27 protein-coding genes are annotated in these 25362 nt (G+C 75.2%); 14 read left to right on the forward strand and 13 right to left on the reverse strand.

The window, feature by feature from the left end:
* Positions 1-72 precede the first annotated feature (72 nt).
* Positions 73-1068 carry an aldo/keto reductase gene (locus ACFQ8T_RS21050; protein ID WP_430548405.1) on the reverse strand — a complete coding sequence of 332 codons (996 nt, stop codon included), beginning with the start codon at positions 1066-1068 and terminating at the stop codon, positions 73-75.
* Between the two features lie 143 nt (positions 1069-1211).
* Between ACFQ8T_RS21050 and ACFQ8T_RS21055 the strand changes: the two genes are divergently transcribed.
* Both ACFQ8T_RS21055 and ACFQ8T_RS21060 read left to right on the forward strand, forming a co-directional pair.
* Complete coding sequence (locus ACFQ8T_RS21055; RefSeq protein ID WP_430548406.1) at positions 1212-2138, forward strand: aldose 1-epimerase family protein; 927 nt, start codon at positions 1212-1214, stop codon at positions 2136-2138.
* 204 nt (positions 2139-2342) lie between these two features.
* Positions 2343-2945 (forward strand): GDSL-type esterase/lipase family protein, encoded by a 603-nt coding sequence (locus tag ACFQ8T_RS21060; protein WP_429735060.1) that lies wholly within the window; start codon positions 2343-2345, stop codon positions 2943-2945.
* 7 nt (positions 2946-2952) lie between these two features.
* On the opposite strand, the gene ACFQ8T_RS21065 is transcribed toward ACFQ8T_RS21060, so the two are convergent.
* Both ACFQ8T_RS21065 and ACFQ8T_RS21070 read right to left on the reverse strand, forming a co-directional pair.
* On the reverse strand, positions 2953-3480 hold the full coding sequence (locus ACFQ8T_RS21065) for a DinB family protein (protein ID WP_430548407.1): 528 nt from the start codon (positions 3478-3480) through the stop codon (positions 2953-2955).
* Between the two features lie 37 nt (positions 3481-3517).
* Complete coding sequence (locus tag ACFQ8T_RS21070) at positions 3518-4318, reverse strand: DUF4097 family beta strand repeat-containing protein (RefSeq protein WP_430548408.1); 801 nt, start codon at positions 4316-4318, stop codon at positions 3518-3520.
* Positions 4319-4475: 157 nt separating this feature from the next.
* Here ACFQ8T_RS21070 and ACFQ8T_RS21075 point away from each other — a divergent pair, with 157 nt between their 5' ends.
* On the forward strand, positions 4476-4550 hold the full coding sequence (locus ACFQ8T_RS21075) for a 50S ribosomal protein bL37 (RefSeq protein WP_099052597.1): 75 nt from the start codon (positions 4476-4478) through the stop codon (positions 4548-4550).
* An 85-nt stretch (positions 4551-4635) separates the two neighbouring features.
* Here the strand turns inward: ACFQ8T_RS21075 and rsrA are convergent, their stop codons facing one another.
* From rsrA to ACFQ8T_RS21090, 3 genes are all read right to left on the reverse strand, one after another.
* Entirely contained in the window at positions 4636-4917 is a 282-nt protein-coding gene (gene rsrA, locus ACFQ8T_RS21080; protein ID WP_430548409.1) for a mycothiol system anti-sigma-R factor, read from the reverse strand.
* Positions 4914-5594, reverse strand: a complete 681-nt coding sequence (locus ACFQ8T_RS21085) for a sigma-70 family RNA polymerase sigma factor (RefSeq protein WP_429767054.1) — start codon at positions 5592-5594, stop codon at positions 4914-4916. The genes rsrA and ACFQ8T_RS21085 overlap by 4 nt, the downstream gene beginning before the upstream one ends.
* 250 nt (positions 5595-5844) lie before the next feature.
* Complete coding sequence (locus tag ACFQ8T_RS21090; RefSeq protein WP_430548410.1) at positions 5845-6810, reverse strand: helix-turn-helix domain-containing protein; 966 nt, start codon at positions 6808-6810, stop codon at positions 5845-5847.
* 94 nt (positions 6811-6904) lie between these two features.
* Here ACFQ8T_RS21090 and ACFQ8T_RS21095 point away from each other — a divergent pair, with 94 nt between their 5' ends.
* The 8 genes from ACFQ8T_RS21095 to hisN all read left to right on the forward strand — a co-directional run bounded on the left by ACFQ8T_RS21095 (position 6905) and on the right by hisN (position 13718).
* Positions 6905-7048, forward strand: coding sequence for a hypothetical protein (locus ACFQ8T_RS21095; RefSeq protein WP_430548411.1), 144 nt, complete (start codon positions 6905-6907; stop codon positions 7046-7048).
* A 65-nt stretch (positions 7049-7113) separates the two neighbouring features.
* A complete protein-coding gene (locus ACFQ8T_RS21100; RefSeq protein ID WP_430548412.1) occupies positions 7114-7701 on the forward strand; it encodes a DoxX family membrane protein in 588 nt (195 codons plus the stop codon).
* 71 nt (positions 7702-7772) lie between these two features.
* Positions 7773-9131, forward strand: a complete 1359-nt coding sequence (gene aroA / locus ACFQ8T_RS21105) for a 3-phosphoshikimate 1-carboxyvinyltransferase (protein ID WP_430548413.1) — start codon at positions 7773-7775, stop codon at positions 9129-9131.
* Positions 9131-10168, forward strand: a complete 1038-nt coding sequence (rsgA, locus tag ACFQ8T_RS21110; RefSeq protein ID WP_430548414.1) for a ribosome small subunit-dependent GTPase A — start codon at positions 9131-9133, stop codon at positions 10166-10168. The genes aroA and rsgA overlap by 1 nt, the downstream gene beginning before the upstream one ends.
* A 97-nt stretch (positions 10169-10265) precedes the next feature.
* Positions 10266-10778: a MarR family winged helix-turn-helix transcriptional regulator gene (locus ACFQ8T_RS21115; RefSeq protein ID WP_430548415.1), complete on the forward strand. Its 513-nt coding sequence runs from the start codon at positions 10266-10268 to the stop codon at positions 10776-10778.
* Positions 10775-12259: an MFS transporter gene (locus ACFQ8T_RS21120; RefSeq protein WP_430548416.1), complete on the forward strand. Its 1485-nt coding sequence runs from the start codon at positions 10775-10777 to the stop codon at positions 12257-12259. The genes ACFQ8T_RS21115 and ACFQ8T_RS21120 overlap by 4 nt, the downstream gene beginning before the upstream one ends.
* A complete protein-coding gene (locus ACFQ8T_RS21125) occupies positions 12259-12831 on the forward strand; it encodes a hydrolase (protein ID WP_430548417.1) in 573 nt (190 codons plus the stop codon). The genes ACFQ8T_RS21120 and ACFQ8T_RS21125 overlap by 1 nt, the downstream gene beginning before the upstream one ends.
* 65 nt (positions 12832-12896) lie before the next feature.
* Entirely contained in the window at positions 12897-13718 is an 822-nt protein-coding gene (gene hisN / locus ACFQ8T_RS21130) for a histidinol-phosphatase (RefSeq protein ID WP_430548418.1), read from the forward strand.
* 7 nt (positions 13719-13725) lie between these two features.
* On the opposite strand, the gene ACFQ8T_RS21135 is transcribed toward hisN, so the two are convergent.
* From ACFQ8T_RS21135 to ACFQ8T_RS21145, 3 genes are read right to left on the reverse strand one after another with little or no spacing between them, the layout of a single operon-like run.
* Positions 13726-14259 (reverse strand): DUF6912 family protein, encoded by a 534-nt coding sequence (locus tag ACFQ8T_RS21135; RefSeq protein WP_430548419.1) that lies wholly within the window; start codon positions 14257-14259, stop codon positions 13726-13728.
* 33 nt (positions 14260-14292) lie between these two features.
* Positions 14293-15657 (reverse strand): CpaE family protein, encoded by a 1365-nt coding sequence (locus ACFQ8T_RS21140; protein WP_430548420.1) that lies wholly within the window; start codon positions 15655-15657, stop codon positions 14293-14295.
* A complete protein-coding gene (locus ACFQ8T_RS21145) occupies positions 15657-16313 on the reverse strand; it encodes a hypothetical protein (RefSeq protein ID WP_430548421.1) in 657 nt (218 codons plus the stop codon). Before ACFQ8T_RS21145 ends, ACFQ8T_RS21140 begins: the two co-directional genes overlap by 1 nt.
* A gap of 142 nt (positions 16314-16455) precedes the next feature.
* Here ACFQ8T_RS21145 and ACFQ8T_RS21150 point away from each other — a divergent pair, with 142 nt between their 5' ends.
* Positions 16456-16665, forward strand: a complete 210-nt coding sequence (locus ACFQ8T_RS21150; protein WP_429735024.1) for a helix-turn-helix domain-containing protein — start codon at positions 16456-16458, stop codon at positions 16663-16665.
* Between the two features lie 27 nt (positions 16666-16692).
* Here the strand turns inward: ACFQ8T_RS21150 and ACFQ8T_RS21155 are convergent, their stop codons facing one another.
* Entirely contained in the window at positions 16693-17241 is a 549-nt protein-coding gene (locus ACFQ8T_RS21155) for a hypothetical protein (RefSeq protein WP_430548422.1), read from the reverse strand.
* A 158-nt stretch (positions 17242-17399) separates the two neighbouring features.
* Between ACFQ8T_RS21155 and ACFQ8T_RS21160 the strand changes: the two genes are divergently transcribed.
* Both ACFQ8T_RS21160 and ACFQ8T_RS21165 read left to right on the forward strand, forming a co-directional pair.
* The gene (locus ACFQ8T_RS21160; RefSeq protein WP_430548423.1) at positions 17400-18206 is read left to right on the forward strand and encodes a LysM peptidoglycan-binding domain-containing protein; all 807 of its coding nucleotides are present in this window, start codon (positions 17400-17402) and stop codon (positions 18204-18206) included.
* A 46-nt stretch (positions 18207-18252) separates the two neighbouring features.
* Complete coding sequence (locus ACFQ8T_RS21165) at positions 18253-18945, forward strand: Rv3235 family protein (protein WP_430548424.1); 693 nt, start codon at positions 18253-18255, stop codon at positions 18943-18945.
* 99 nt (positions 18946-19044) lie between these two features.
* Here ACFQ8T_RS21165 and secA read toward each other — a convergent pair whose 3' ends face one another.
* The 3 genes from secA to ACFQ8T_RS21180 all read right to left on the reverse strand — a co-directional run bounded on the left by secA (position 19045) and on the right by ACFQ8T_RS21180 (position 25153).
* Positions 19045-21981: a preprotein translocase subunit SecA gene (secA, locus tag ACFQ8T_RS21170; protein ID WP_430548425.1), complete on the reverse strand. Its 2937-nt coding sequence runs from the start codon at positions 21979-21981 to the stop codon at positions 19045-19047.
* Between the two features lie 246 nt (positions 21982-22227).
* Positions 22228-23832 (reverse strand): cation:proton antiporter, encoded by a 1605-nt coding sequence (locus ACFQ8T_RS21175; RefSeq protein WP_430548426.1) that lies wholly within the window; start codon positions 23830-23832, stop codon positions 22228-22230.
* Between the two features lie 88 nt (positions 23833-23920).
* Entirely contained in the window at positions 23921-25153 is a 1233-nt protein-coding gene (locus tag ACFQ8T_RS21180; protein ID WP_430548427.1) for a winged helix-turn-helix domain-containing protein, read from the reverse strand.
* Positions 25154-25362 lie beyond the last annotated feature (209 nt).

Consider the following 25362-nt stretch of genomic DNA (forward strand, 5'->3'; position numbering starts at 1 on the left):
GTACGAGGGCGGCCGCACCACGTGGTGCGGCCGCCCTCGTACTCCCTCGGCGAGATCCGTACTACCTCGGCGTCACCACCTGTCGTGCACGTGCTCCTTGATCGCCTCGTCGTAGATCTCCCGCACGCCGGACGTGAACAGCGGCCCGAGGACGCCCGTGTCGCCGGCGGCGGCGTTGAGCCGCGCCTGCTCGGGGCTGCGCGCCCCCGGGATGACCGTGGAGACCCCCGGCTGCTGCCAGACCCAGGCGATGGCCGCCTGCGCGGGCGTGAGGTCCTGGTTCAGGGCCGAGCCCGCGAGCTCCGTGAAGCGGGCGGCCGCGTCGACGCCGACGTCGAACGGCACGCCGGAGAAGGTCTCGCCGACGTCGAAGGCCTTGCCCTCGCGGTTGAACGTGCGGTGGTCGTCCTCCGAGAACGTGGTCTCGTGGGTGTACCGGCCCGACAGGAGCCCCGAGGCCAGCGGCACCCGCGCGATGATGCCGACGCCGGCCGCGGAGGCCGCGGGCAGCACCTGCTCCAGGGGCTTGAGCCGGAACGCGTTGAGGATGATCTGCACGGTGGCGACGCCGGGGCGCGCGATGGCGGTGAGGGCCTCGTCGACCGTCTCCACGGAGACGCCGTAGGCGGCGGTGACGCCGTCGGCCACGAGCGTGTCCAGCGCGTCGTACACCTCGTCGTCGGAGTAGACGGAGGTCGGCGGGCAGTGCAGCTGCACGAGATCGAGCGTCTCGACGCCGAGGTTCCGGCGCGACCGGTCGGTCCACTCGCGGAAGTTCGACAGGACGTAGTTCTCCGGCACCTGGTCCATCCGACGGCCCATCTTCGTCGCCACGGTGATGGCGTCGTCACGGTGGTCGGCGAGGAACGCTCCCAGGGCCTGCTCGCTGCGGCCGTCCCCGTAGACGTCCGCGGTGTCGAAGAACGTCACGCCGGACTCGAACGCGGCATCCAGCACGGACCGGGCCTGGTCGTCGTCGACCGTCCCCCAGTCCGCGCCCAGCTGCCAGGTTCCCAGGCCGACGACCGACACCAGCCGACCGGTGCGGCCGAGCACCTGTTTCTCCATCGTTCCCCCGTTCGGTGGCACCCGGGCCCCCCGGACCCGTGGCGCGGACCCCTCGCGCGCGCGAGGGGACGTCTCGTCAGATATCTGGCTCCCCTAACGCTACGTCGCCCGCACCGATCCGGCGTGCCGACTACGGTGTGAGCGTGAACACCGCTGACTCTCCCGCCGTCCCCGCCCCGTCGGGCCGGCAGTTCCGCATCTCCTCCGGCGAGCACCGGGCCACCGTCACCGAGGTCGGGGCGATGGTGCGCGAGTACACCGTCGCCGGCCGCGACGTGTTCGTGCCGTTCGCCGAGGACGAGGCGGCCCCCGTCTTCAACGCCGCCGTCCTCGCCCCGTGGCCGAACCGACTGCGCGACGGCGCCTACACGACCGACGGCGTCCGGCACCAGGTGGCCGTGAGCGAGCCCGACCGCGGGACGGCGCTGCACGGCCTCGTGTGCTGGTACCGCTGGACGCCCGTCGAGGTGGCGGACGACGCGGTGACGCTCGAGCTCGCCCTCCCCGCGCAGAAGGGCTGGCCGTTCCAGCTCGTGCTCCGCACCCGGTACACGGTGTCCGACGCCGGCCTGGAGGTCGTGGTCAGCGCCCGCAACGTCGGCACCGGGACCGCACCGTACGGCGTCGGCTTCCACCCGTGGCTGTCCACCGGCGGCGTCGCGCTCGACGAGTGCACCGTCAGCCTGGACGCCACGACGCACGTCACCGTCGACGACCGCCTGCTGCCGACCGGCGCCGAGCCCGTCGCCGGCCCGTACGACCTGCGCACCACGCGGTCGCTCGCCGGCCTGGACCTCGACGACGCGTGGACGGGCGCCACCCGCGACGACGCCGGGCTGTCCTGGGCCCGGCTCGGCCGCCCCGACGGCAGCACCGCCGCCATCTGGATGGACGGCTCCATGGACTGCTGGCAGGTCTGCTCGGCCGACCACATCGACGGCTACGAGCGGTTCGGCCTCGCCGCCGAGCCGATGAGCTGCGTGGCCGACGCGTTCAACACCGGCGAGCGCCTCGTCCGCCTCGCCCCTGGCGACGAGCACGTCGTGCGCTGGGGCGCCACCCTGCTCTGACCTGTCAGACCCAGCGCGCTGTATACCCCGCTGTGGCCCTGACAGCTCCCGGCGCCTCGGGGCTGTCAGGGCCGCAGCGGGGTGTGCACCACTGTGGCCCTGACAACTCAGGGAGCCGCGCGGCGTGGGATCCTGCGTCGCGGACGGGCGTGCGGCGACAATGGCCGCGCAACTGCGAGACAGGACTTGGACGGTGAAGGCTCAGTGACCCAGACCGAGGTGCGCATCTGCGTCGTGGGCGACGAGCTCAGCGTGGGCGTCGGGGACGCCCGCGCCCTGGGATGGACGGGGCGCGTGATGGCCCGGACCCGGTTCGGGCGGCCGGCGATGGCGTTCACGCTCGCCGTGCCCGGCGAGACCAGCTCGGCGCTCGGCGCCCGCTGGCAGGCGGAGACGGAGTCGCGCTTCGGCCCGGAGGACACGTGCGAGAACCGTCTCGTGGTGGCCCTCGGCCGGCACGACGTCGACTCGTCGCTCTCGGTGGCGCGGTCCCGCCTCAACCTCGCGAACATCCTCGACGTGGCCGAGACGAGCCGGATCCCGGCGTTCGTCGTCGGGCCTCCGCCGGGACGGCCGGAGGACGGCGGCCGCATCGCGGAGCTCTCGGCCGCGTTCTCGGACGTCGCCAACCGGCGCCGCGTGCCGTACGTCGACACGTACACGCCGCTGGCGCAGCACGAGCAGTGGCTGGCCGACCTCGCGACGAACGGCTCGACCTACCCCGGGCAGGCGGGCTACGGCCTCATGGCGTGGCTCGTGCTGCACACCGGCTGGCACGCGTGGCTGGGGCTGCCCGCCGACGAGTGACGGCCGCTCAGACGCCCGCCCGGTCGGCCAGGCCGCGCACGTACGCGGCCTGGCCGACGTGCTGCAGGTCGTCGCCGACGACGCTGACGAGCCGCACCCCGAGCGTGACCGGCGGGTCCCACCTCGTGTCCACGACGCGGTCCAGGTCGGCGGCGGTCACCGTCGTCAGGTAGGCGGTCGTCGCGGCGTGCACGCCGTCGAGGTAGCCCCGCAGCAGGGCCGCGTCGACGCGGACGGCCGCGACCTGCTCCGGCGTGTGGCCGTAGCCGGTGTCCGCGACGTCGAACGGCAGCCCGAACCTCTCCGCCCAGCCGTCCGCCGTCCACCGCTGCTCGGTGCCGGCGACGTCCGCGACGTGGTCGTCCTGCACCCGCGCCAGGTGCCACACGAGCCACGCGACGGTGTTCGCCTCCGGGTCGGGGCGGTACGTCAGCCGGTCGGCCGTGGCTCCGCGCAGCACGCGGTGCGCCGTCTCGGCGATCCGCCCGAAGGCGTCGGTCAGCAGGGCGACGTGCGGTACGGACGCGTCCGTCATGGTGCTCCTCCTCCCCGGCGCCCCGGGCGGGCGCCGGTCAGCGACGGTCGACGGTGACGTGCGCGGACGTCACCGTCGCGGACAGGTAGGCGGCGCTGCGGCCGTCGGCGGGCTGCTCGCCGTGGTCGACGACGAGCGTCGCGCCGGCGCTCGGCAGCACCGAGCCGTCGAGGACGACCTGGCCGGACGCGCCGCGCACCTTGAGGTTCACCGGGGTGCCCGCCGGGAGGCGCAGGTCGATCGCGCCGGAGACCGTCTTGGCCGTGATCAGCGGGCTCGCCTGGGTGGCGGTGACCGTCGCGGCCCCCGACACGGTGGTCAGGGAGACCCGCGCGAGCGCGCCCGCCAGGGCGATCGACCCGGCCGCGCTGTTCGCCGTCACGTCCCCGGTGTGCCCCTCGGCCGACAGCGCGCCCGAGACGGTCTTGAGCGACATCGGCCCGGTCGTGCCGGTCGTGCGCACGGCGCCGGTCACGGTCTTCACCGCGACCTTGCGGCCCCCGGCGACCTCGACGTCCGCGCCGAGGGTGCCGACGTCGACCGCCCCGTCCGCCGGGACGACGACGCGCACCACGGCACGCTCGCTCTGGCGCGGGTTGCGCAGCTTCGCCATGACGGAGTCGAGCACGGAGCTCTCGTAGCCCACGCGCAGCCGGTCCCCGTCGCGCACGACCTGGAGCGGCTTGGCGCTCACCTCGAGCAGCTCGATCCGCACGCCCGTCGCGGCCGGGTCGGCGACGACGTCGGCGCGCCCGTCCTGCAGGCGGAGCGTCACCCCCGTGGCCTGCTCGACGTCGATGGTCTGCGGGGCGGCGACCGCCCACGACTCCGTGCTCATGAGGCTCCCTGTGGTGCTCCGGCTGTGCTGGGGACGGGTACCACCCTGGCAGAGCCCGGGGACGTCCGGATCGGGGATGCCCCGGATTCCGACCCCGGGCCTCCGGTGTGGGACCATGGGAACCGACCCCTCGTCCATCCTTCGTGAGGAGACCACCATGAGCAAGCGCGGTCGCAAGCGCCGTAGCCGCAAGGGCAACGCCGCCAACCACGGCAAGCGTCCCAACGCCTGAGCACAGGCAGCAGACGTCTCGCCGAGACACGTCGAAGGGCCGGGAACCCCGCGGGGTTCCCGGCCCTTCGTGTGTCGGCTCCGGCCTACTCGGCCGTGGACATCACGGTCAGCTGCGCGTGGATGCGCACCCGGAGGGTCTCCGGCGCGCGCTCCGAGCAGGAGCGGCGGACCAGCTGCTTGACGAGCTCCTCGACGCTCAGCTCGGCGAGGCACGGCGAGCAGTGCGCGACGTGCGCGCGCATCCGCTGCTCGTCCTCGGGCGTCATCTCCGAGTCGAGGTACTCGTTCAGGTGCACGAGTGCGTGCTCGCACTCGTTCTCCCCCTCGGCCCGGTCGTGCGGGATGGGGGTGACGGGGTCGGTCATGACGCTCCTCCACGAGCCGGGACCAGGCCACGCTGGGCGGCGTAGTCGGCGAGCAGCTCGCGCAGCTGCCGGCGTCCGCGGTGCAGCCGGGACATCACCGTCCCGATCGGCGTACCCATGATCTCGGCGATCTCCTTGTAGGGGAAGCCCTCGACGTCGGCGTAGTAGACGACCATGCGCCGGTCCTCGGGCAGCTCCTGCAGCGCGCGCTTGACGTCGGAGTCGGGGAGCCGGTCGAGCGCCTCGGCCTCGGCCGACCGCAGCCCCTGCGACGTGTGCGACGCGGCGCGGGCGATCTGCCAGTCCTCGACGTCCTCCGCCTGGGACTGCTGCGGCTCGCGCTGCTTCTTGCGGTAGCTGTTGATGAACGTGTTCGTGAGGATGCGGTACAGCCAGGCCTTGAGGTTGGTGCCCGGCTTGTACTGGTGGAAGGCGGCGAACGCCTTCGCGAACGTCTCCTGCACCAGGTCCTCGGCGTCCGCGGGGTTGCGCGTCATGCGCAGGGCGGCGGAGTAGAGCTGGTCCAGGTACTGCAGGGCGTCGCGCTCGAAGCGCTCGGCCCGGGCCGCGGTGGTCTCTCCCTCGGGGGCACGCTCCGTGTCCTCGGGGATCTCCTCGCCGTCCGGGGTGCTCCCGCGCGGCGCGTCGCCGCTCGCTGGGCCAAGGTCCTGGGTCATCACCGTCGAGCCTAGTCCAGCCACTGGGCGGGGTCCTCCGATCCACGGGGTGTGCAGGTCTGTCGTGCGGCCGACCACCGCGTCGTCCGTGCCCGCCGTCAGGGCGTCTGCCGGGACGGCGAACAGCCGCACGGACTCGCGTCCGGCTGCGGGGACGGCGGTCGCCGTCGTCGGGGTGCGGGTGCTCACGCGGTGTGCAACCGCGGGAGGGGCCTCGACATTCCCGTGGGAGCGGCTCCGGCCGCGGGCCTCAGGAAGCCACCGGCGCGGCGAACCGCCGGCGGTAGGAGACCGGGCTGGTGCCGAGCTGGCGGGCGAAGTGGTGCCGCAGCACGGGAGCGCTGCCGAAGCCGACCACGCGCGCGATCTCGTCCACGGGCGCCTCGGTCGACTCGAGCAGCTCCTGCGCCCGGGCGACCCGCTGGCGCGCGAGCCAGGCGGCCGGCGTCGTGCCGGTCTCCTGACGGAAGCGGCGCGCGAAGGTGCGCTCGGACAGCGCGGCCCGGCGCGCCAGCCTGGACACGGTGTGCTCCTCGGCCAGGTGCTCCCGCATCCAGGCGAGCAGGCCTGCGAGCGACTCGCCCTCGCGCGGCAGCGGGTCGACGACGAACTGGGCCTGACCCCCCTCGCGCTGCGGCGGCACCACCATGCGCCGCGCGACGGCGCGCGCGGCGTCGGCGCCGACCTGCGTCCGCACGAGGTGCAGCGCGGCGTCGATGCCCGCCGCGGTCCCGGCGCTGGTGAGCACGCGCCCGTCCTCGACGAAGAGCGCGTCGGGGTCGACGTCGGCGGTGGGGACCTCGGCCGCGAGCCGCTCCGTGTACATCCAGTGCGTGGTGCACCGGCGACCGTCCAGCAGGCCCGCCCGCGCGAGCGTGAACGCGCCGGAGCAGATGGCGAACAGCCAGGCGCCGCGGTCGTGGGCCGCCCGGAGCGCGTCGAGGTAGGCCTGCGGCAGGGCCTCCGCGCCGTCGTCGTCGATGCCGTACGCGACGGCGACGACCAGGTCCGCGTCGTCGAGCGCCTCGAGGCCGTGCTCCACGACGACGGGGAAGCCGCCCTTGGTCATCACGGGGCCCGGCTCGGGGGCGCAGAGGGTGAAGTCGAACGACGGGCCGCCCGTGTCGCGGCGGTCGATCCCGAACACCTCGTAGGCGACGCCGAGCTCGAACGGCGCGACGCCCGGGACGACGACGGCGGCGACCTTGTGGATCATGCCGACCATGCTGCCACGGCGGTGGCGGAATGTCGACGCATACTGGCACTTCTGCCACTCGTGGCAGAAGTGCAATGCGCGAAGGATTACTGCCATGACCGCACTGATCCTCGTCCTCGCCGCCCTGCTCCTCACCGCCTACACCGCCCGTCTCGTGCGGACGGTCCGACGCGACGGCCTCGGCACCCGCCGGCCGCCGCGCTCCCACCCCGACTGGTGGGACGGCGCGCCCGCCTGACGCAGGCCCGCGCCGCGCCCGCCGGTCGGCGCGCAAGCGCGGGTAGGCTCTGCCACAGTGGGCCCATGCTGCTGCGCCGTATCGCCCGCCCCCTCCTGGCCGTCCCGTTCGTCTACGACGGGATCCAGGCCGTGCTGCACCCGGCCGAGCACGTGGACGCCGCCCGCGCGGGCTCCACGATCGTCACGGACGCGGTCGGCGCCGAGCCGCTCAGCGACCGCCAGCTGGGCCTCCTGGTGCGCGCGCACGGCGCGGTGACCGCCGTGGCCGGCGTCCTGCTCGCCGTCGGGCGCACGCCCCGCACCGCCGCGCTCGCGCTGGCCGCGCTCACCGCGCCGCTCGCCGTCGCCCACCAGCCGTTCACCAGCAGGGGGGCCGAGCGCAGCCTGCGCACCGCGGCCTTCGTCAAGGACCTCGGCAAGGTCGGCGCCGCCGTCATCGCGGGCGTCGACCTCGAGGGCCGGCCCGGCGTCACCTACCGCGTGCAGCAGGCGCGCACGCACGCCGCCCGCCTCGCGGAGGCGAAGGCCGAGACGGTCAAGGCCGCGACGAAGGGCGAGGCGGCCAAGATCGCGGCCAAGGCCGACAAGGCGACGGCGGCCACCAAGGCCGAGGCCGCGAAGCTGCGGGCGAAGGTCGCCGACGTCGTCTGACGGTCCCGGACCAGGTCGGCACCGGCGAGACGGCCCGCGGTGCGGGCGGTCCGTGAACTAGCCTCGGAGCCATGACCTCAGCCGTCCCGCCGCACGCCGCCCCGCCCGCCCCCGACGTCGTCGACGAGTGGGCGGCACCGGTCGCGACGGCTCCGCTGGACGCGACGGTCGAGGTGCCGGGCAGCAAGTCGCTGACGAACCGCCTGCTCGTGCTCGCGGCGCTCGCCGACGGCCCCGGCACCCTGCGCGGGGCGCTGCGCTCGCGCGACGCCGACCTCATGATCGGCGCGCTGCGGGCCCTGGGCGCCGGCATCGACGAGGGTGACGACCCGAGCACCCTGCACGTGACCCCCGGGCCGCTGCGCGGCGACGTGGACGTCGACACCGGCCTGGCGGGCACGGTGATGCGGTTCCTCCCGCCGGTCGCGGCCCTGGCCGACGGCCCGGTCCGCTTCGACGGCGACCCCGAGGCGCGGGTCCGGCCGATGCTGCCGGTGCTCGCGGCCCTGGGCAGCCTGGGCGTGCGCGTCACGTCCCCCGACGGCGGCACCCCGACGCACCTGCCCTTCACGGTGCACGGCACGGGCCGAGTGACCGGCGGAGCGGTCGACGTCGACGCCTCGGCGTCGTCGCAGTTCGTCTCGGCCCTGCTCCTCGCGGGCGCCCGCTTCGAGCGCGGCCTCACGCTGCGGCACATCGGCACCACGCTGCCGAGCGTCCCCCACATCGCCATGACCGTGGCCACCCTGCGCGACGTCGGCGTCGAGGTGGACGACTCCCGCGACGGCATCTGGCAGGTCACCCCCGGCCCGGTCGCCGCGCGCGACGTGCGGGTCGAGCCGGACCTGTCGAACGCGGCGCCGTTCCTGGCCGCGGCGCTCGTGGGCGGCGGCACCGTGCGCGTGCCGGGCTGGCCGGCGACGACCACCCAGCCGGGCGCGCTGCTCCCGGAGCTGTTCGCGACCCTCGGGGCGCAGGCCCGCCTGGACGGCGACGTCCTCACCGTCACCGGCACGGGCGAGGTCCGCGGGGCGGACCTGGACCTGCACGCCGCGGGCGAGCTCGCCCCGACCTTCGCCGTCCTCGCCGCCCTCGCCGACTCCCCCAGCCGCCTGCGCGGCATCGCGCACCTGCGCGGCCACGAGACCGACCGGCTGGCGGCGCTCGCCACCGAGATCACGCGGCTCGGCGGGCGGGCGGAGGAGACGCGCGACGGGCTCGTCATCACGCCGCGACCTCTGCACGGCGGCCTGTTCCGCACCTACGCCGACCACCGCATGGCGACGTCGGCCGCCGTCCTGGGACTGCGGGTGCCGGGCGTGCGGGTGGAGAACGTCGGCACGACGGCCAAGACCCTGCCCGGCTTCGACGGGATGTGGGAGCGGATGCTGGGGGTCGACGCCGGCCCCGGCACCGAGGGCGAGGCCTGATGGCGCGCCGCGCCGTCGACGAGCACGCGCAGTACGCGCGGCCCTCGAAGCGCGGCTCACGGCCCCGCACCAAGCAACGCCCCGAGCACGCGGACGCCGAGGTCGGCATGGTGACCGGCGTCGACCGCGGCCGGTACACCCTCGTGGTCGACGACGGCGCCGCGGACGAGCGCACCGTCCTCGCGATGAAGGCGCGCGAGCTCACGCGCACCCGGGTCGTCGTGGGCGACCGCGTCGACGTCGTCGGCGACACGTCGGGCGACGAGGGCACGCTCGCCCGTATCGTGCGGATCCAGGACCGGTCGTCCGTGCTGCGCCGCACCGCGGACGACACCGACCCCTACGAGCGCATCGTGGTGGCGAACGCCGACCAGCTCGTCGTGGTCACCGCGCTCGCCCAGCCCGAGCCGCGCACCGGCATGATCGACCGCTGCGTCGTCGCCGCCTACGACGCGGGCATGGACGTGCTGCTGTGCCTCACCAAGGCCGACCTCGCGGACCCCGCTCCCCTGCGCGACCTCTACACCCCCATCGGCGTCGACGTCGTCGTCACGCGCCAGGACGACGCCGCGAGCGTCGAGGACGTCCGCTCCCGGCTGGCCGGGCGGACGTCCGTGCTGGTGGGGCACTCGGGCGTCGGCAAGTCGACGCTCATCAACGCCCTGGTGCCCGACGCCGACCGCGCCACCGGCGTCGTCAACGACGTCACCGGCCGCGGTCGCCACACGTCCACCTCGGCCGTCGCGCTGCGGCTGCCGGTCGGGCCGGACGACGACCACGACGGCTGGGTGGTCGACACCCCGGGCGTCCGGTCGTTCGGGCTGGCGCACGTCGAGACGGACCACCTGCTGCAGGCGTTCGAGGACCTCGCCGAGGTCGCCGAGGACTGTCCGCGCGGCTGCACCCACCTCGCGGACGCCCCCGACTGCGCGCTCGACGACTGGCTCGCCGCGTCGTCCGACGACGAGCGCCCGGCGCGCGAGGCCCGCGTCGCGTCGTTCCGGCGCCTGCTGACCGCGCGCCACGCCGCCGACTGACCCCCTCCACCCCCGACCCGTCCGATGTCGTGGGCGCTCGTCACGATTCGTCAGGAGCAACTTGTCAGTCTGGACTGACGAGTTCTACGGTGAAGACGTGCCCTCCTCCCCCGATCCCGTCGCGCCGGCCGACAGGCCCGTCGACACGGCCGCCGCCGCGGCGCGCGAGCTGCGCTCGCTGGTCGTGCGGCTGCGCCGCCGCTTCCTCGAGCTGAGCGACAACCAGGAGCTCACGCCGTCGCAGACGTCCCTGCTCTCCCGGCTCGCCAAGCACGGCCCCGCGTCGCCCGGCGCCCTCGCCGCGGCCGAGCGGGTCCGGCCGCAGTCGCTCGGGGCCACCCTCGGCGTCGTCGCCGAGCGAGGCCTCGTGCGCCGGGACCCCGACCCCGACGACGGCCGCCGCCAGGTGATCTCCCTCAGCGCCGACGGGCGGGCCTTCGTCGAGGGCCGGCGCGAGGCCGGGCAGGAGTGGCTGACGCACGCGCTGCGCGAGCGCCTCACCGCCGAGGAGCTGGCCACCGTGACGGCGGCCCTCTCGATCCTCGACCGGACGCTCCTCGACCCCGCTCCCTCGGAGCCCGCACTTGCCGGCGAGGCCGACCGCCCGTGACCCTGCTCCACCGCCACCCCGCCACCCGCCCGGCGGCCGCACCCCGTGGGCTGGACGGCTATGACACCCGCCTCACCCTGCCGCTGGCGCTGGGATCGCTGCTCAACCCGATCAACTCGTCGATGATCGCGGTGGCCCTCGTGCCCATCGGGATCGCGTTCGGCGCCCCGGCCGCGCAGACGGTCTGGCTCGTCACCGCGCTCTACCTCGTGACGGCGGTGGGCCAGCCGGTGGTCGGTCGCGTCGTCGACCTCGTCGGGCCGCGACGCCCGTACCTGGTCGGGGCCGCGCTCGTCGGCGTCGCCGGACTGCTCGGCGCGCTGGCCCCGTCCCTCGGCGTGCTCGTGCTGGCCCGCGCGCTGCTCGGCATCGGCACCTGCGCCGCCTACCCGGCGGCGATGTGGCTCGTGCGGCGCGCGACCGACCGTTCCGGCGAGGACCGCGGCATCGCGACGGTGCTCACGATCCTCGCCGTCACGAACCAGGTGACGATGATCGTCGGCCCGACGCTCGGCGGGCTGCTCGTCGGCGTCGGCGGCTGGCGGGCGATCTTCCTGGTCAACGTGCCGCTCGCGGCGGCGTGCCTCGTGCTGGGCGGCCTGCGCCTGCCGCGCACGACCGCCGCCGACCTCACGCGGGACGGCGCTCGGGGCGACGGCGCGGGCGTCGCGACGCGCCTGGACCTGCTCGGCGTGCTGCTCTTCGCGGCCGCGCTCACCAGCCTGATGCTCGTCCTCGTCGGCGCCGCGCCCTGGTGGGTGCTCGCCGCCACCGTCGTGACGGGCGCCTGGTTCGCGCGGCACGAGCTGCGCGCCCGCCGCCCGTTCATCGACCTGCGGCTGCTCGCCGGGAACCGTCCGCTGCTGCTCACCTATGCGCGCGCCCTGCTCACGGCCACCGCCACGTACGCGTTCATGTTCGGCTACGTGCAGTGGCTCGAGCAGGGCCGTGGCCTGAGCGAGGCCACCGCGGGGCTCCTGATGCTGCCGACGTCGGTCGTCGCGGTCGCGGTCGCCTCGGCGACCGGGCGGCGCGCCCCCGTGCGGACGGCCCTGCTCGTCGGGTCGGGCTCGCTGCTCGTCGGCGGTGCGATCCTCGCCGTCGTGCAGCCCGCCAGCCCGACGTGGCTGCTCGTCCTCGCCGGCGTGGGCATCGGGGGCATGCAAGGGCTGGCCGGGCTCGCGCACCAGAAGGCGCTCGCCCGCCAGGCCGACGCCGCGACCGTCGGCGCGGCGTCCGGGCTGCTGCGCACGTTCATGTACCTCGGCGCGCTGGTGTCCACCGCGGCCATCGCCGCCCTCTACGCCGACGGCCCCACGACGGCGGGCCTGCACGACCTCGCCCTCGCGATGGCGGCCTGCGCCGTCGTCGTCGGCGTCCTCACGCTCGTCGACCGCTCCCTGCGGCGCCGTCCGACGACCGCCCGCGCCGCCCCCGCCACAGTCCCCGCCCCTGACCCCGCACCCGGAGAGCACCGCTGATGACCTTTACCACCCTCGACGCCCGCACCGCGCTCGTCGTCGTCGACCTGCAGGCGGGCATCCTCGCCGTGCCGACCGCGCCGCACGCCGCGGACGCCGTCCTCGCCCGCACCATCGAGCTCGCCGACGCCTTCCGTGCCCGCGACCTGCCCGTCGTCCTCGTGCGTGTCACCGCGGCGCCCGACGGCGCCGACGCCGCGCCCGGCCGCACCGACGCGCCGCGCGGAGCAGCCCGTCCCGACGGCTGGGACATCCTCGCGCCGGAGCTGCACACCGCGACGTCCGACGTCGTCGTGACCAAGCGGAACTGGGGCGCCTTCTACGGCACCGACCTCGACCTCCAGCTGCGCCGCCGCGGCGTGACGCAGCTCGTGCTGACCGGCATCGCCACCAGCATCGGCGTCGAGTCCACCGCCCGCGCCGCCCACGAGCACGGGTACCACGTCTCCCTCGTCACCGACGCGATGGCCGACCGCTCCGCCGAGGACCACGAGCACAGCGTCGGGCGGCTCTTCCCCCGGCTGGGCGAGTGCGGCACGACCGCCGAGCTGCTCGCCCTGCTGGGCGCCTGACCTCTCTGTCCCACCCCCGCGCGCCGGGGCCCTGGCCGGAGCGGCGGACCGCTACGGTGTGAGGCGTGTCGTACACCCAGCCGTCTCCCAGCCCTACCAGCGGGCCCGCGCGCACGTACGAGGACGACCTGCGCCTGGCCCACGTGATCGCCGACCAGGTGGACGCGATCACGATGTCCCGCTTCAAGGCGCTCGACCTGCGCGTGGAGACGAAGCCCGACAACACCCCCGTGAGCGACGCCGACCGTTCCGCCGAGGAGTTCATCCGCGCCCAGCTGCACCGCGCGCGCACCCGCGACGCGATCGTGGGCGAGGAGTACGGCTCGGCGGGCAGCGGCGCGCGGCGCTGGATCATCGACCCGATCGACGGCACGAAGAACTTCGTGCGCGGCGTCCCCGTGTGGGCCACGCTCATCGCGCTGGCCGACGGGGAGGAGGTCGTCATGGGCCTCGTCTCGGCGCCGGCGATCGGCCGCCGCTGGTGGGCGGCGAAGGGCTCGGGCGCCTGGACCGGCAAGTCGCTCGCGTCCGCGTCGCGGATGTCCGTCTCCGGCGTGAGCACGCTCGCCGACGCCTCGTTCTCCTACTCGTCCCTGTCCGGGTGGGAGGAGCACGGCAAGCTCAACGGCTTCCTCGACCTCACCCGCCAGGTGTGGCGCACCCGCGGCTACGGCGACTTCTGGTCGTACATGCTCGTCGCCGAGGGCGCCGCCGACATCGCCGCCGAACCCGAGCTCGAGGTCTACGACATGGCCGCCCTCGTGCCCATCGTCACCGAGGCCGGCGGCCGCTTCACCGCGCTCGACGGCGCACCCGGCCCCTGGCACGGCAACGCCCTCGCCACCAACGGCAGGCTCCACGACGAGACCCTCGTCTACCTGGGCTGACCCCGGTTCAGGGGCGCGGGATCTGGGAGATCTCGGTCGGGTCGTACCAGAGCAGGTCGCGATCGGTGACGCGCTGCAGCGCGGCGTCCAGCGCCGCCTCGGACGTCGCGCCGACGTCGCCGGTGCGCTCGGCGTCGTTCTCCTCGTCGGCGGCCGCCAGCACCGCGCGCACGTCGTCCGCCGCCTCCGGCTCGTCGACGTGGACGGCGACGACGGCCACGCGGGTCAGGGCGGCGACGTCGACCGCGCTGGGCTCGTCGGCGCCGTCAGCCTCGGTGACCTCGGCGTCCGGCACGTCGAGCGAGACGACGACGCGGAGCGGCACGACGGCGCGACGCGAGGCCACGAGGGCCAGCGAGTCGTCCGCGGCGGCGAGGAAGGCCTCGTACTCCCGGCTCTCGTCGTCCTCGTCGGGCAGCTCACCGGCGAGGGCGGGCGTCACCGCGTGCGCGCGGCGGGCGGGGACGTCCCACCGCGCCCCGGCGGCAGCGACCACGGCGCCCTCGAGCTCGTCCAGCGTGGCGGGAACGTAGATGCGCATGCGCACAGTCTGCCGCGCGCGGCGGCCCCGCGCTCACACCTCCGCCGGCACCGCCGCGGCGACGGTCGCCCGCACCCGCTCGGCCAGCGCCTCGAACGCCGCGGTCACCGGCGAGCCGGGGGCCTCCTCCGCGAGCGTGCGGCCCGCCAGCAGCGCGGCGTCCAGGCCGGCGGCGTCGTCGGGGACCAGGTGGACGGCGTCGACCCCGGCGTAGCGCGCCAGCGCGTCCCGCACCGCCGCCTCCGGGCGCGAGCCCACCGTCGACGCGCGCACCCGGTTCGCCACGACGACCCGCTCGCCCGCGACGGGCACCGGCACCTCGCGCAGGTCCTCGAGCCCGCGGACGAGGCGCTGGATGCCCACCGGGTCCGCCGCACCGACCACCACGACGACGTCCGCCGCCTGCAGCGCCGCGAGCGTCGCACCGTTGCGCTGCGGCGCGTGGGTGTCGTACATGAGCAGCTCGTCCGCCTCCAGGAGCGGGCCGCAGTCGACCACGGTCCAGTCGGCGAGCTCGCGCGCCCGCTCGAGGACCACCTCGACGGCGCTGGCCGGCAGCTCGGGCCACCGGGCCGCGCGCGTGATCCCCGTCAGCACCCGCAGGCGGCCGCCGACGACCGGGCTGTGCCGGGCCAGCGTCGGCAGGTCGAGCGACCCGTGCGCGGCGGCGCGGGTGACGGCCGCCAACCCCGGGGCGTCGTCGAGCAGGCCCAGGCGGGCCGCCACCGACGCGCCATAGGTGTCGGCGTCCACCACCAGCGCGTGCTCGGCAGCCGTCGCCACCGCCTCGCGACGCGCACGACCGTGGCGGCGGCGCCCGCGCGACAGGCCGCCGAGCGCGGCCGCGAGCTCGAGCGCCGTCGTCGTGCGCCCCGGCGCGCCCACGGGGCCCCAGACCGCGACGACGCGCCCGCGGCGCGGCGCCGCGTCGTCCGCGAGGACGTCCTCCAGCCCGATCCCGTCCTGGCCGGCGAGCGGGTCGTCGACGTCCTGGCCCCCGTGTCCCAGCACCAGGACGTCGGGTGCGCCGGCCGTCGACGCGGCGGCGGCCGGCATCGCGTCGCGGACCGCGGCGAGCAGGAGGGCCTCGTCGAACCGCTCGACGACGGCGTCCACGCCCAGCGCGTGCAGCCTTGCCGCCGGCGCGACGTCGTCACCGAGCGCGACCACGCGGACGCCCGCGGCGCGCAGCCGGCCGACGGCCTCCCGGTCGAGGCCGGGCAGGTCGCCGGAGACCAGCGCGACGGCGCCCGCGCCGGCCGCGGCCGCCGCGAGCAGCTCGGCCACGTCGCCGCAGCGACGCGTGACGGTGGCGCCCGAGCCCGGGCCGCCCAGGGCGAGGACGACGTCGGTCTCCGCCGCGCCGCGCACCGCGCACAGGACGGTGACGCTCCCCATCAGACGCCGGCCCCGGCCTGCGGCACGACGGTCACGCTGCCGGGGACCGTCAGCGCCCGCAGGACGACGGGCAGCTCGTCGGAGGGCACGAGCACGTGCAGCGTGGCGCCGTCCGCGACGACGAGCCCGGTGCCCGCCTCGTCGACCTGCTCGACGACGACGCCCTCGACGAGCGGCGCCGGCTCCGCGGCCTGCGCGTCGGCTCCGGCGGGCGCCTCGGGCGTCGACCAGAGGTCGACGGCGGACCCGGCCTGCACGCGGGACGACATGGCCTGGTCGACGGGCACGGAGACCGAGCGCACGTCGACCTCCGCCGCGTCGCCGAGGGCCGACCGGGCGACGAGCTCGCCGTCGTCGACCACCCGCAGCGCGACGACCTCGTCGGGCAGCTCCTGGTCCGCCCGCAGGTACAGCTCCGCCCCCGCGTCGATCCTGACGTCGACGGTGCGCAGCCGGTCCACGTCCACGGTCTCGCCCGGGGTGAGCGTCCCGTCGGCCGCGTAGACCGGCACGGTGCGCCCCGCGGAGGAGACGGCCCACGAGCCGAGGGCCACGGACGCGGCGACGATGACGACGCCGACGACCAGCCGGGGGTCGCGCCAGGTGGGGCGGCGCAGGCGCGCAGCCACGGGTGCCGGCAAGGGGTCGGTGCTCACGGACGTCCTCCGGGGTTGTCTGGACGCGGCCTCGGCGCAGCGTCGCGCCGGAACCTATCATCAGGCACCCCACGTATGCTTTCGGCAACCACTGTGGACAACCGGCGTCATCGGCGGTGACCGCTGTGCCAGAATTGCCCGTATGGCCAGCCGGTTCCTCTCTCTCGCGGACGTGCAGGAGATGCTCAACATCTCCAGCACCCAGGCCTACTCGCTCGTGCGCTCGGGCGAGCTGCCCGCGATCCAGGTGGGCCCGAAGAAGGTGTGGCGGGTCGAGGCGAGCAAGCTCGAGGAGTACATCGAGCACCAGTACGCCCGCACCCGCGAGCGGATCGCGTCGGGCGACCTCTGACGACGCGGCCGGGCTCCCCCGGCGGGCTCAGGCCTCGCTGACCCGCAGCAGGGCCGCGAACGGCACCGTCCGGACGACCGGCCGCGCGCGCTCCGCCTCCTCCACGTCGAGATGGTCGGCGCCCACGCGCCCGATCCGTCCGGCCACCGACCCGCCCGCCGTGCGCACCAGCACCCGCGCACGGTCGCGCTGCAGCCCCCGGAGCACATGGCCCAGCCCGAGACCGTCGGTGCGCGCCCGCGACGGCGTCGCGAGCCGGCCGAGCCCGACGACAGCGGCGAGCGCGGCCGTCGGGACGAGGTGCTGGACGCTGCCGCGCGCGCCGCGCCCGTCCAGCAGCACCCACGCGTGCGCCACCCGGGCGAGCCGGCCCTCGATCCCCTCGCCGTCCAGCAGCTCGAGCCGCAGCACGGCGCCGGTCGCCGCTCGCAGCCGGTCGGTCAACGGGATCGACGCCTGCTCGGCGCGGGTCAGCTCGGCGACCGTCCCCTCCCGTTCGGCCGCCTGCTCGGCGTCGAACCGCGCCTCGAGGTCCGCGAAGAGCAGCTCCCACCTGGCCGGACCCGCGGATGTCATGAGGCTCCTCTCGTCGGGGGCGGTGCCCACAGGATGCCCGGGTGGACAGACCCGGCACCAGTCCGCTTCAATAACCACCACCAGAACACATCAACCGCTATCAACCTGCATCACCACGAACGATCCGGGATGACGGCGGAGGGACGAAGGAGACCTCGATGTCCGGCAGCACGCACCGTGACCGGTTCGCACGACCGGGTGGGCTCGGGCGGCTCGCCGTCCTCACGGTCGCCGCCGCGGTCATGGGCACCGCCCTGCTGCTGCGCGCGGCCGCCGTCGTCCCACGGACCACCACCGCGGCCACCGGCCTCGCCGTCGACCGGTGGGTCGAGCTCGCCGTGCTCGCCGCCGGGCTCCTCGCCGCGGCCTGGCTCGCCCTGAGCGGAGCGCTCGCCCTGACCTGCGTCACCGCGTCGCTGCTGGGCCGCCGGTGGCGTGCCGGTGAGGCAGCCGTCGAACGGCTCGCTCCCGGTGCCGTCCGGCGCCTCGTCCGGACCGCCGTCGGCGTCGGCGTCGGTGCCGGCCTCACGCTCGCCCCGACCGTCGCCCTGGCGGCCGACGTCCCGCCCACCCCGCCGGCCGGCCACGGGGCGTCGGTCGTCCTCGACCTCGGCTGGCAGCCCACCGCCACCGAGCCCGACGCACCGGCCGACGGAGGCGTGGAACGCCCGGCGGAGGAGGCGGGGACGGCGGACGGGGACACGCTCGTCGAGGAGGTCGTGGCCGCCCCGGTCGCGCACCGTGCCGTCGACGACGCCGCCGACGGCGAAGCCGACGGAGGACCGACCCGCGTCGTGCACCGCGGCGACACGCTGTGGGACATCGCAGCCGATGCGCTCGGCGGCTCCCCCACCGACGCCGAGATCCTCCGCGAGGTGTCGCGCTGGCACACGGAGAACCGCGACGTCATCGGCGCCGACCCCGACCAGCTCCTGCCCGGCCAGATCCTGCGCGCCCCGGCCTGACGGCCCCGACGTCCCACGACTCACCCACCATCCACCGGAGGGCATCATGACCGCGACGACGACCGCGCCGACCACGCCGGCGACGGCGGCTCCCGCCGAGCAGGGCTCCGCCGCCCCCGGGACCGCACCGGACGGCGCGGCGGCGGTGCCCGGCACCGTCCCGGGCACCCCGGCGAGCCGCTCCGCGGCGGCCCCGGCGCAGGACGACGGCGCACCCTCGCCGCGCGCGCTCCGGGTGTCGTCCCCGCCGCGGCCCTCGGGTCCGGCGGGCTACCCCGAGGCCGGCACCCGACCTGCGCCGCGGCCGCGGCGGGTGCGGGTCGGCGCCCCGGGCGTGCGTCGCGGCCCGGGAGACGACGAGGACCTCACCGCGCGGCCGCTGCGGGAGACGGAGCCCGCGCCGCTGCCCGACCCGACGGCGCAGTGCTGCACGGTCGTGCGCGCCGCGGTCGAGGTCCTGCGCGGGGAGCGGCCGGCGCCGCAGCTCGCCCGCTGGGTCACGCCGCAGGTGCGCGACCAGCTCGCCGAGCGCGCCCGGATCGGCCTGGCCCACGCGCCCCTGCGGGACGAGGAGGCCCACCGACCCGTCCAGGTGCGGCGTGTGCGGCTGGTCCGCCTGGGGGACGACGTGGCCGAGGCGACCGTCGTCCTGGACGACGACGGCCGGGTGCGCGCCGCGGCCGTCCGGCTGGAGGCGCGCCGGGGTGCCTGGCGGGTCGCCGTCCTCGAGGTGGGCTGACCGGCTCGGACACGAGAACGTCGGAGCCCCGGCCCGCGTGCTGCGGGCCGGGGCTCCGGCGTTCGGGCGTCGCTCAGGGCGTCGCGCGAGGGGACTGCGTCACTCCTCGTTGATGCCGTGGCAGACCTTGTACTTCTTGCCGGAGCCGCAGGGGCACTGGGCGTTGCGCGGCGTGCCGGGGAAGGTCCGGCCGTCGCTCGTCGCCGCGGCGGCCTCGCCGTGCAGCTCGCGGCGCGAGCGGCGCGTGGGGGCGCCCGTCGTCGTCGTGGAGCCGTCCTCGCTCGGCGACGAGTAGGACAGGCGCTGCGGCGCCGGGGCGTCGAGCCCCTTGGCCAGGAGCACCGGCTCCTCCGCCCCCGCGGGCTCCGCCGTGGCCGGCTCGGGCTCGGCCGGGGCCTCGGGCTCGGCGACCGGCGCAGCCTCGGCGGCCGGCGCCGTCCCGCCCGCCACGACCTGGCCCGCGTCGGACTGCGCGGCAGCCGCGGCGCTGGCCGCGGAGATCACCGGGGCCCCGGGGGCGCCCTGGGCGCCGGGCTGCTGCACCTGCACGTCCAGGTTGAACAGGAACCCGACCGACTCCTCCTTGATGGACTCGGTCATCGCCTGGAACAGCTGGAAGCCCTCGCGCTGGTACTCGATCAGGGGGTCGCGCTGCGCCATCGCGCGCAGGCCGATCCCCTCCTTGAGGTAGTCCATCTCGTAGAGGTGCTCGCGCCACTTGCGGTCCAGCACCGAGAGCACGACGCGGCGCTCGAGCTGGCGCATCGCGGGCTCGCCGAGGGTCTCCTCGCGCGCCTGGTAGGCCACGCGGGCGTCCGAGAGCAGCTCCTCGAGAATCATCTCGTGGCTCAGCCGGCCGACGCCGCCCGCCTCCTCGACCACGTCCTCCGGCGTGATCGACACCGGGGACACGGACTTCAGCGCCGTCCACAGCGCGTCCAGGTCCCAGGCCTCGGGGTTGCCCTCGGCGGTCGCGCCGTCGACGTACGCGGTGACGACGTCCGTGAGGAAGTGCTGCACCTGGTCCTCGAGGTCCTCGCCCTCGAGGACGCGCTTGCGCTCCGCGTAGATGACCGAGCGCTGCCGCGACAGGACGTCGTCGTACTTGAGGACGTTCTTGCGGATCTCGAAGTTGCGGGCCTCGACCTGCGACTGGGCGCTCTGGATGCCGCGCGTCACCATCTTCGACTCGAGCGGCATGTCGTCGGGGAAGCCGGCGCGGTCCATCATCGAGGACGCGAGGCCGGAGTTGAACAGGCGCATGAGGTCGTCCTGCATGGACAGGTAGAACCGCGACTCGCCCGGGTCTCCCTGCCGGCCGGAGCGACCGCGCAGCTGGTTGTCGATCCGGCGCGACTCGTGCCGCTCCGTGCCCAGCACGTAGAGGCCGCCGAGCTCGGTGACCTCCTCGTGCTCCGAGGCCACCGCCTGCTTGGCCTTCTCGAGCACGTCCGGCCAGGCCGCCTCGTAGGTCTCCGGGTCCTCCCCCGCGTCGAGGCCGCGCTGGGCCATCTCGGTGACGGCGAGGAACTCGGCGTTGCCGCCGAGCATGATGTCGGTGCCGCGGCCGGCCATGTTGGTGGCGACGGTGACGGCGCCCTTGCGGCCGGCCTGCGCGACGACGGACGCCTCGCGCTCGTGCTCCTTGGCGTTCAGGACGCTGTGGGGCACGCCCGCCCGCTTGAGCAGGCCCGACAGCAGCTCGGACTTCTCGACGCTCGTGGTGCCGACCAGCACCGGCTGACCCTTGGCGTGGCGCTCGACGATGTCCTCGACGACGGCGTTGAACTTGCCGTCCTCGTTCTTGTAGACGAGGTCGGCCTGGTCCATGCGGATCATGGGCCGGTTCGTGGGGATCGGCACCACGCCCAGCTTGTAGGTGCCCTGGAACTCGGCGGCCTCGGTCTCGGCCGTACCGGTCATGCCGGACAGCTTGCTGTAGAGGCGGAAGTAGTTCTGCAGCGTGATCGTGGCGAGCGTCTGGTTCTCCGCCTTGATCTGCACGCCCTCCTTGGCCTCGATGGCCTGGTGCATGCCCTCGTTGTAGCGGCGGCCGGCGAGGATGCGCCCGGTGTGCTCGTCGACGATCATGACCTCGCCGTTGAGCACCACGTAGTCCTTGTCGCGCTTGAACAGCTCCTTCGCCTTGATGGCGTTGTTGAGGAAGCCGATCAGCGGGGTGTTCAGCGACTCGTACAGGTTGTCGATGCCGAGGTAGTCCTCGATCTTCTCGATCCCGGGCTCGAGCACGCCGACGGTCTTCTTCTTCTCGTCGACCTCGTAGTCCTTCTCGACCTCGAGGCGACGCACCACCTTGGCGAACTCGGTGTACCAGCGGTTCGCGTCCCCGGAGGCGGGGCCGGAGATGATCAGCGGGGTGCGGGCCTCGTCGATGAGGATCGAGTCCACCTCGTCCACGATGGCGAAGTGGTGGCCGCGCTGCACCAGGTCGTCGGGCGACCAGGCCATGTTGTCGCGCAGGTAGTCGAAGCCGAACTCGTTGTTCGTGCCGTACGTGATGTCGGCCGCGTACTGCTTGCGGCGCTCGTCCGGCGTCTGGCCCGAGACGATGACGCCCGTCGTCATGCCGAGGAAGCGGTAGACGCGGCCCATGAGGTCGCCCTGGTACTTCGCGAGGAAGTCGTTGGTCGTGACGACGTGCACGCCCTTGCCCTCGAGGGCGTTGAGGTAGGCGGCGGTCGTGGCCACGAGCGTCTTGCCCTCACCGGTCTTCATCTCGGCGATGTTGCCGAGGTGCAGGGCGGCGCCACCCATGAGCTGCACGTCGAAGTGCCGCTGGCCGAGGGTGCGGCGCGCGGCCTCGCGCACCGCGGCGAACGCCTCGGGCAGCAGCTCGTCGAGCGTGGTGCCGTGCTCGAGGCGCTCCTTGAAGCGGTCGGTCTCCTCGTGCAGCTCGGCGTCGCTCAGCTCCTCGAAGCTGGGCTCGAGCCGGTTGACCTGCTGGGCCAGGCTGTTGAGCTTCTTGACAATCCGGCCCTCGCCAAGACGGAGGACCTTCTCGAGGATCGCAGGCACGCAGTACTCCAGGGTCGGTGGCGCCCCGGGGATGGCCGGGACCGTGCGGCGCGACGACGGGCGACGACGGGCGGTCGGGACCGCACGTCCGCGCCGTCGCCTGGGTCACACCGGCCCCATCCTAGGCGGATCACCTGGGAGTCCGGCACGGGTTCGCGACGGACGAACGGCCCCTCGCGCCCCGTCCCGGCGCTGTGAGCGGACGTTCGGCCCGGTCCCGGCGCGAGGACCGGGCCAAACGCTCGCTCACAGCGTCTCGTGGCCGCGGCCGGAGCCGGGGGCGAGGTCGGCGGCGGCGCGGTCCGCGAGCTCCGCCCCCGCGGCGCCGTACAGGTGGAAGACGGCGTCCGCACCGTGGCGGCGCAGCTCGGCGGCGTCCTCGTCGTAGCGGGCGATCGCCGCCACCCGGCCGGCGAAGCCGACCGCGCGCAGCCGGGCCAGGGCGATGAGGTTCGCCTTGTGGAACGGCATCGCGAGCACGGCGAGGCGCACCTGTCCGGCCCGCTTGACCCGGGCCCAGAACTCGGTGTCGGTGGCGTCCGCGGGGACGACGGCGATCCCCTCGGTCCGCAGCGCCTCGACGCGGGTGCGGTCGTGCTCGACCCCCATGACCGACAGCCCGTGCACGTCGCGCAGCCGCCGGTACGTCGCCGAGCCCACCCGCCCCAGGCCGAGGACGACGGCGTCGACCCGGCCGATGTCGACCGGGCGGTCGTCGAGGTGCAGCTTGTCGACGTCCCGCCGGGGCAGGAGCGCGGTGAGGCGGGCCGCGAGCTCGACGCCGCGCCGGTTGACGATCGCCGAGACGACGAAGCTGCCGGCGACGGCGAGGGAGACGATGACCGTCCACTCCTCGTCGAGCAGGCCCGCCGTCGCGCCGAACGCGACGACGATGATGCCGAACTCGGAGAAGTTGCCGAGCGCCAGACCGGCCAGGAACGACGTCCGCCGCCGCAGCCGCATCAGCCACAGCAGCACCGCGTACCCCGCCACCTGCAGCGGCAGCAGCAGGAGCAGCAGGCCGGCCAGGGCCAGGTCGACCGGGGCCGGCATCCCGTGCAGCCCGATCTGCAGGAAGAACGCGACGAGCGCCAGGTCCTTGACCGTGAGCAGGGAGCGGGAGAGCTCGGTGGCGCGCGGGTGCCCGGCGAGCAGGGCGCCCATCACGAGGGCGCCGAGGTCGCCCGACAGCCCGACGACCTCGAACAGCCAGTAGCCGGGCACGAGGGCGACGAACGCGCCGAACAGCGCCTGCAGCTCACCGTGCCCGGCCCGGTCCCAGACCCGGCGCAGCACCCAGGCCCCGGGGACGAGGACGACGACGGCGAGCGCCCACGGGCTGGGCGGCTCCCCCGTCGAGACGGCCAGGAACGCCACGGCGATGATGTCCTGCACCACGAGCACGCCGACGGCGATGCGCCCGTACAGCGCCGTCGTGTCCGAGCGGTCCTCCAGCACCTTGACCACGAAGACCGTGGAGGAGAACGACAGCGCCAGCCCGACCAGCGCCAGGGAGCCGAGCGACTCGTCGGCGAGGAGCCGGATCCCGACGACGGCGAGCAGGCCGAGGAACCCGACGGCCACGGCGACGCTCAGCACCAGGTGCGCCGCCGTGGTGAGCCAGACCTCCGGGCGCAGCAGCGAGCGGACGTCGAGCTTCAGCCCGATCGCGAACAGCAGGAGCGCCACGCCCAGCTCGGCGACGGTCTCCAGCCCGGGCAGGTCGGGGGCCCCGGCCGCCCCGAGCGCGAACCCGGCGGCGAGGAAGCCGACCAGCGGCGGCAGCCGCAGCAGCGTCGCCGCCAGCCCGCCCACGAGCGCCGCGGCGAGGTACAGCACGGCCGTGGCCATCAGCGCTCCTGACCTTCTCCGGTCCCGACCGACGCGGGCGCGCCCGACGTCGTGGCGCCGATCCTACGAGCGGCGGGCGCCCGGCGCCCTACGCCGCGCGCACGGCCCCGGCCAGTGCGGGCGCGAGGTCGCCGACCGGCGCGACCGCCGTCGTCCCGAGCCCGAGCCAGCCCGCGAGCACGGCGAGCTCGGCGCCGAGCGCCGCCGCCGTGCCGGAGCCGGCGTGGGCGGTGGGGTGCACCGCCTGGACGCGCAGGACGCCCGCCTGCCGGTCGGCCTTGAGGTCGACGAACGCCGTGATCGCGTCGCCCTCGAGGAACGGCAGCACGTAGTACCCGAGCACCCGCTGCGGCGCGGGCACGTAGATCTCGATCCGGTAGTACACGTCGAAGAGCGCCTCGAGGCGCCGCCGCTCCCAGACGACCGGGTCGAACGGGCTGAGCAGCGTGCGCGCCTGCGCCCGGCGGGGCACGCGAGCGTCCCGGTGCCGGTAGGTGGGCTCGTCCCAGCCGCGCACGTCGACCGGCACGAGCACGCCGTCCTCCACCAGCTCGTCCCGGGCCCGGCGCACGGCCGGGCCGCGCAGCCGGAAGTAGTCGGCGAAGCAGCGGACCGTGCCGATCCCGTGCGCCCGGGCGCCGAGCTCCAGCAGCCGGCGCACGGCCTCGTCGTCGGGCACCGGCTCCGCCGCGCGCACGGCCGGCGGCAGGACGCGCTCGGGCAGGTCGTAGCAGCGCTCGAACGCGGTGTTGCGCCGCGCGGCCATCACCTCGCCGGTGAAGAACAGGAACTCGAGGCAGCGCTTGGCCATCGTCCAGTTCCAGCCCCACTCCTCGCGCGAGCGGGGTCCCGACCGCCCGGTGGCGACCAGCTCGTCGTGGATCTCGCGCGCGGTCACCGGCCCGCGCTCGGCGACCAGCTGCCGCACCAGGTCCATCTCGGCCGCGTGCGCCAACGGTGCCCCCGCGATGGTGCCCCAGGCCTCGTCGAGGTAGTTGCGCCGCCGCCACTCCAGCAGCGGGTACGTCGACGCCGGCACGAACGAGGCCACGTGCGCCCACGTCTCCACGATCCGCCGCGGGGCCCGCCCCGCCGCCCGGTCCAGCAGCCCGACGTCGTACGGCCCGAGCCGCGAGTACAGCGGCATCAGGTGCGCCCGCGCCAGCACGTTCACCGAGTCGATCTGCAGCAGGTTCAGCTGCTCCACCGTCGCCATCGCCCGGCGCATCGTCACGCCGCCGTCGAGGCCCGGCCGGGCGCGGTGCAGCCCTTGCGCACCGAGAGCGACACGGCGGGCCTGCGCGAGCGAGAGGGAGTCCACCCGGCCATCCTGCCGACGGCCACCGACAGCGGCGCGGACGAGCCCGGGGTTTCGACAGGCTCCACCAGCGAGCAGGGTCTCGACGGGCTCGACCACCGGAGACTGCGAGCAGACAGACGAGAGCCGGTCGAGGCCTTCGTCGCGGGGACGTATCCCTCCCGAAGTGGAGGGCGCCCTGGCGCCCGTGAACGCGTCCCCGCGACGAAGGC

It is taken from the genome of Isoptericola sp. NPDC056618 (assembly GCF_042792715.1).
Classification (GTDB): Bacteria; Actinomycetota; Actinomycetes; order Actinomycetales; family Cellulomonadaceae; genus Isoptericola; species Isoptericola nanjingensis.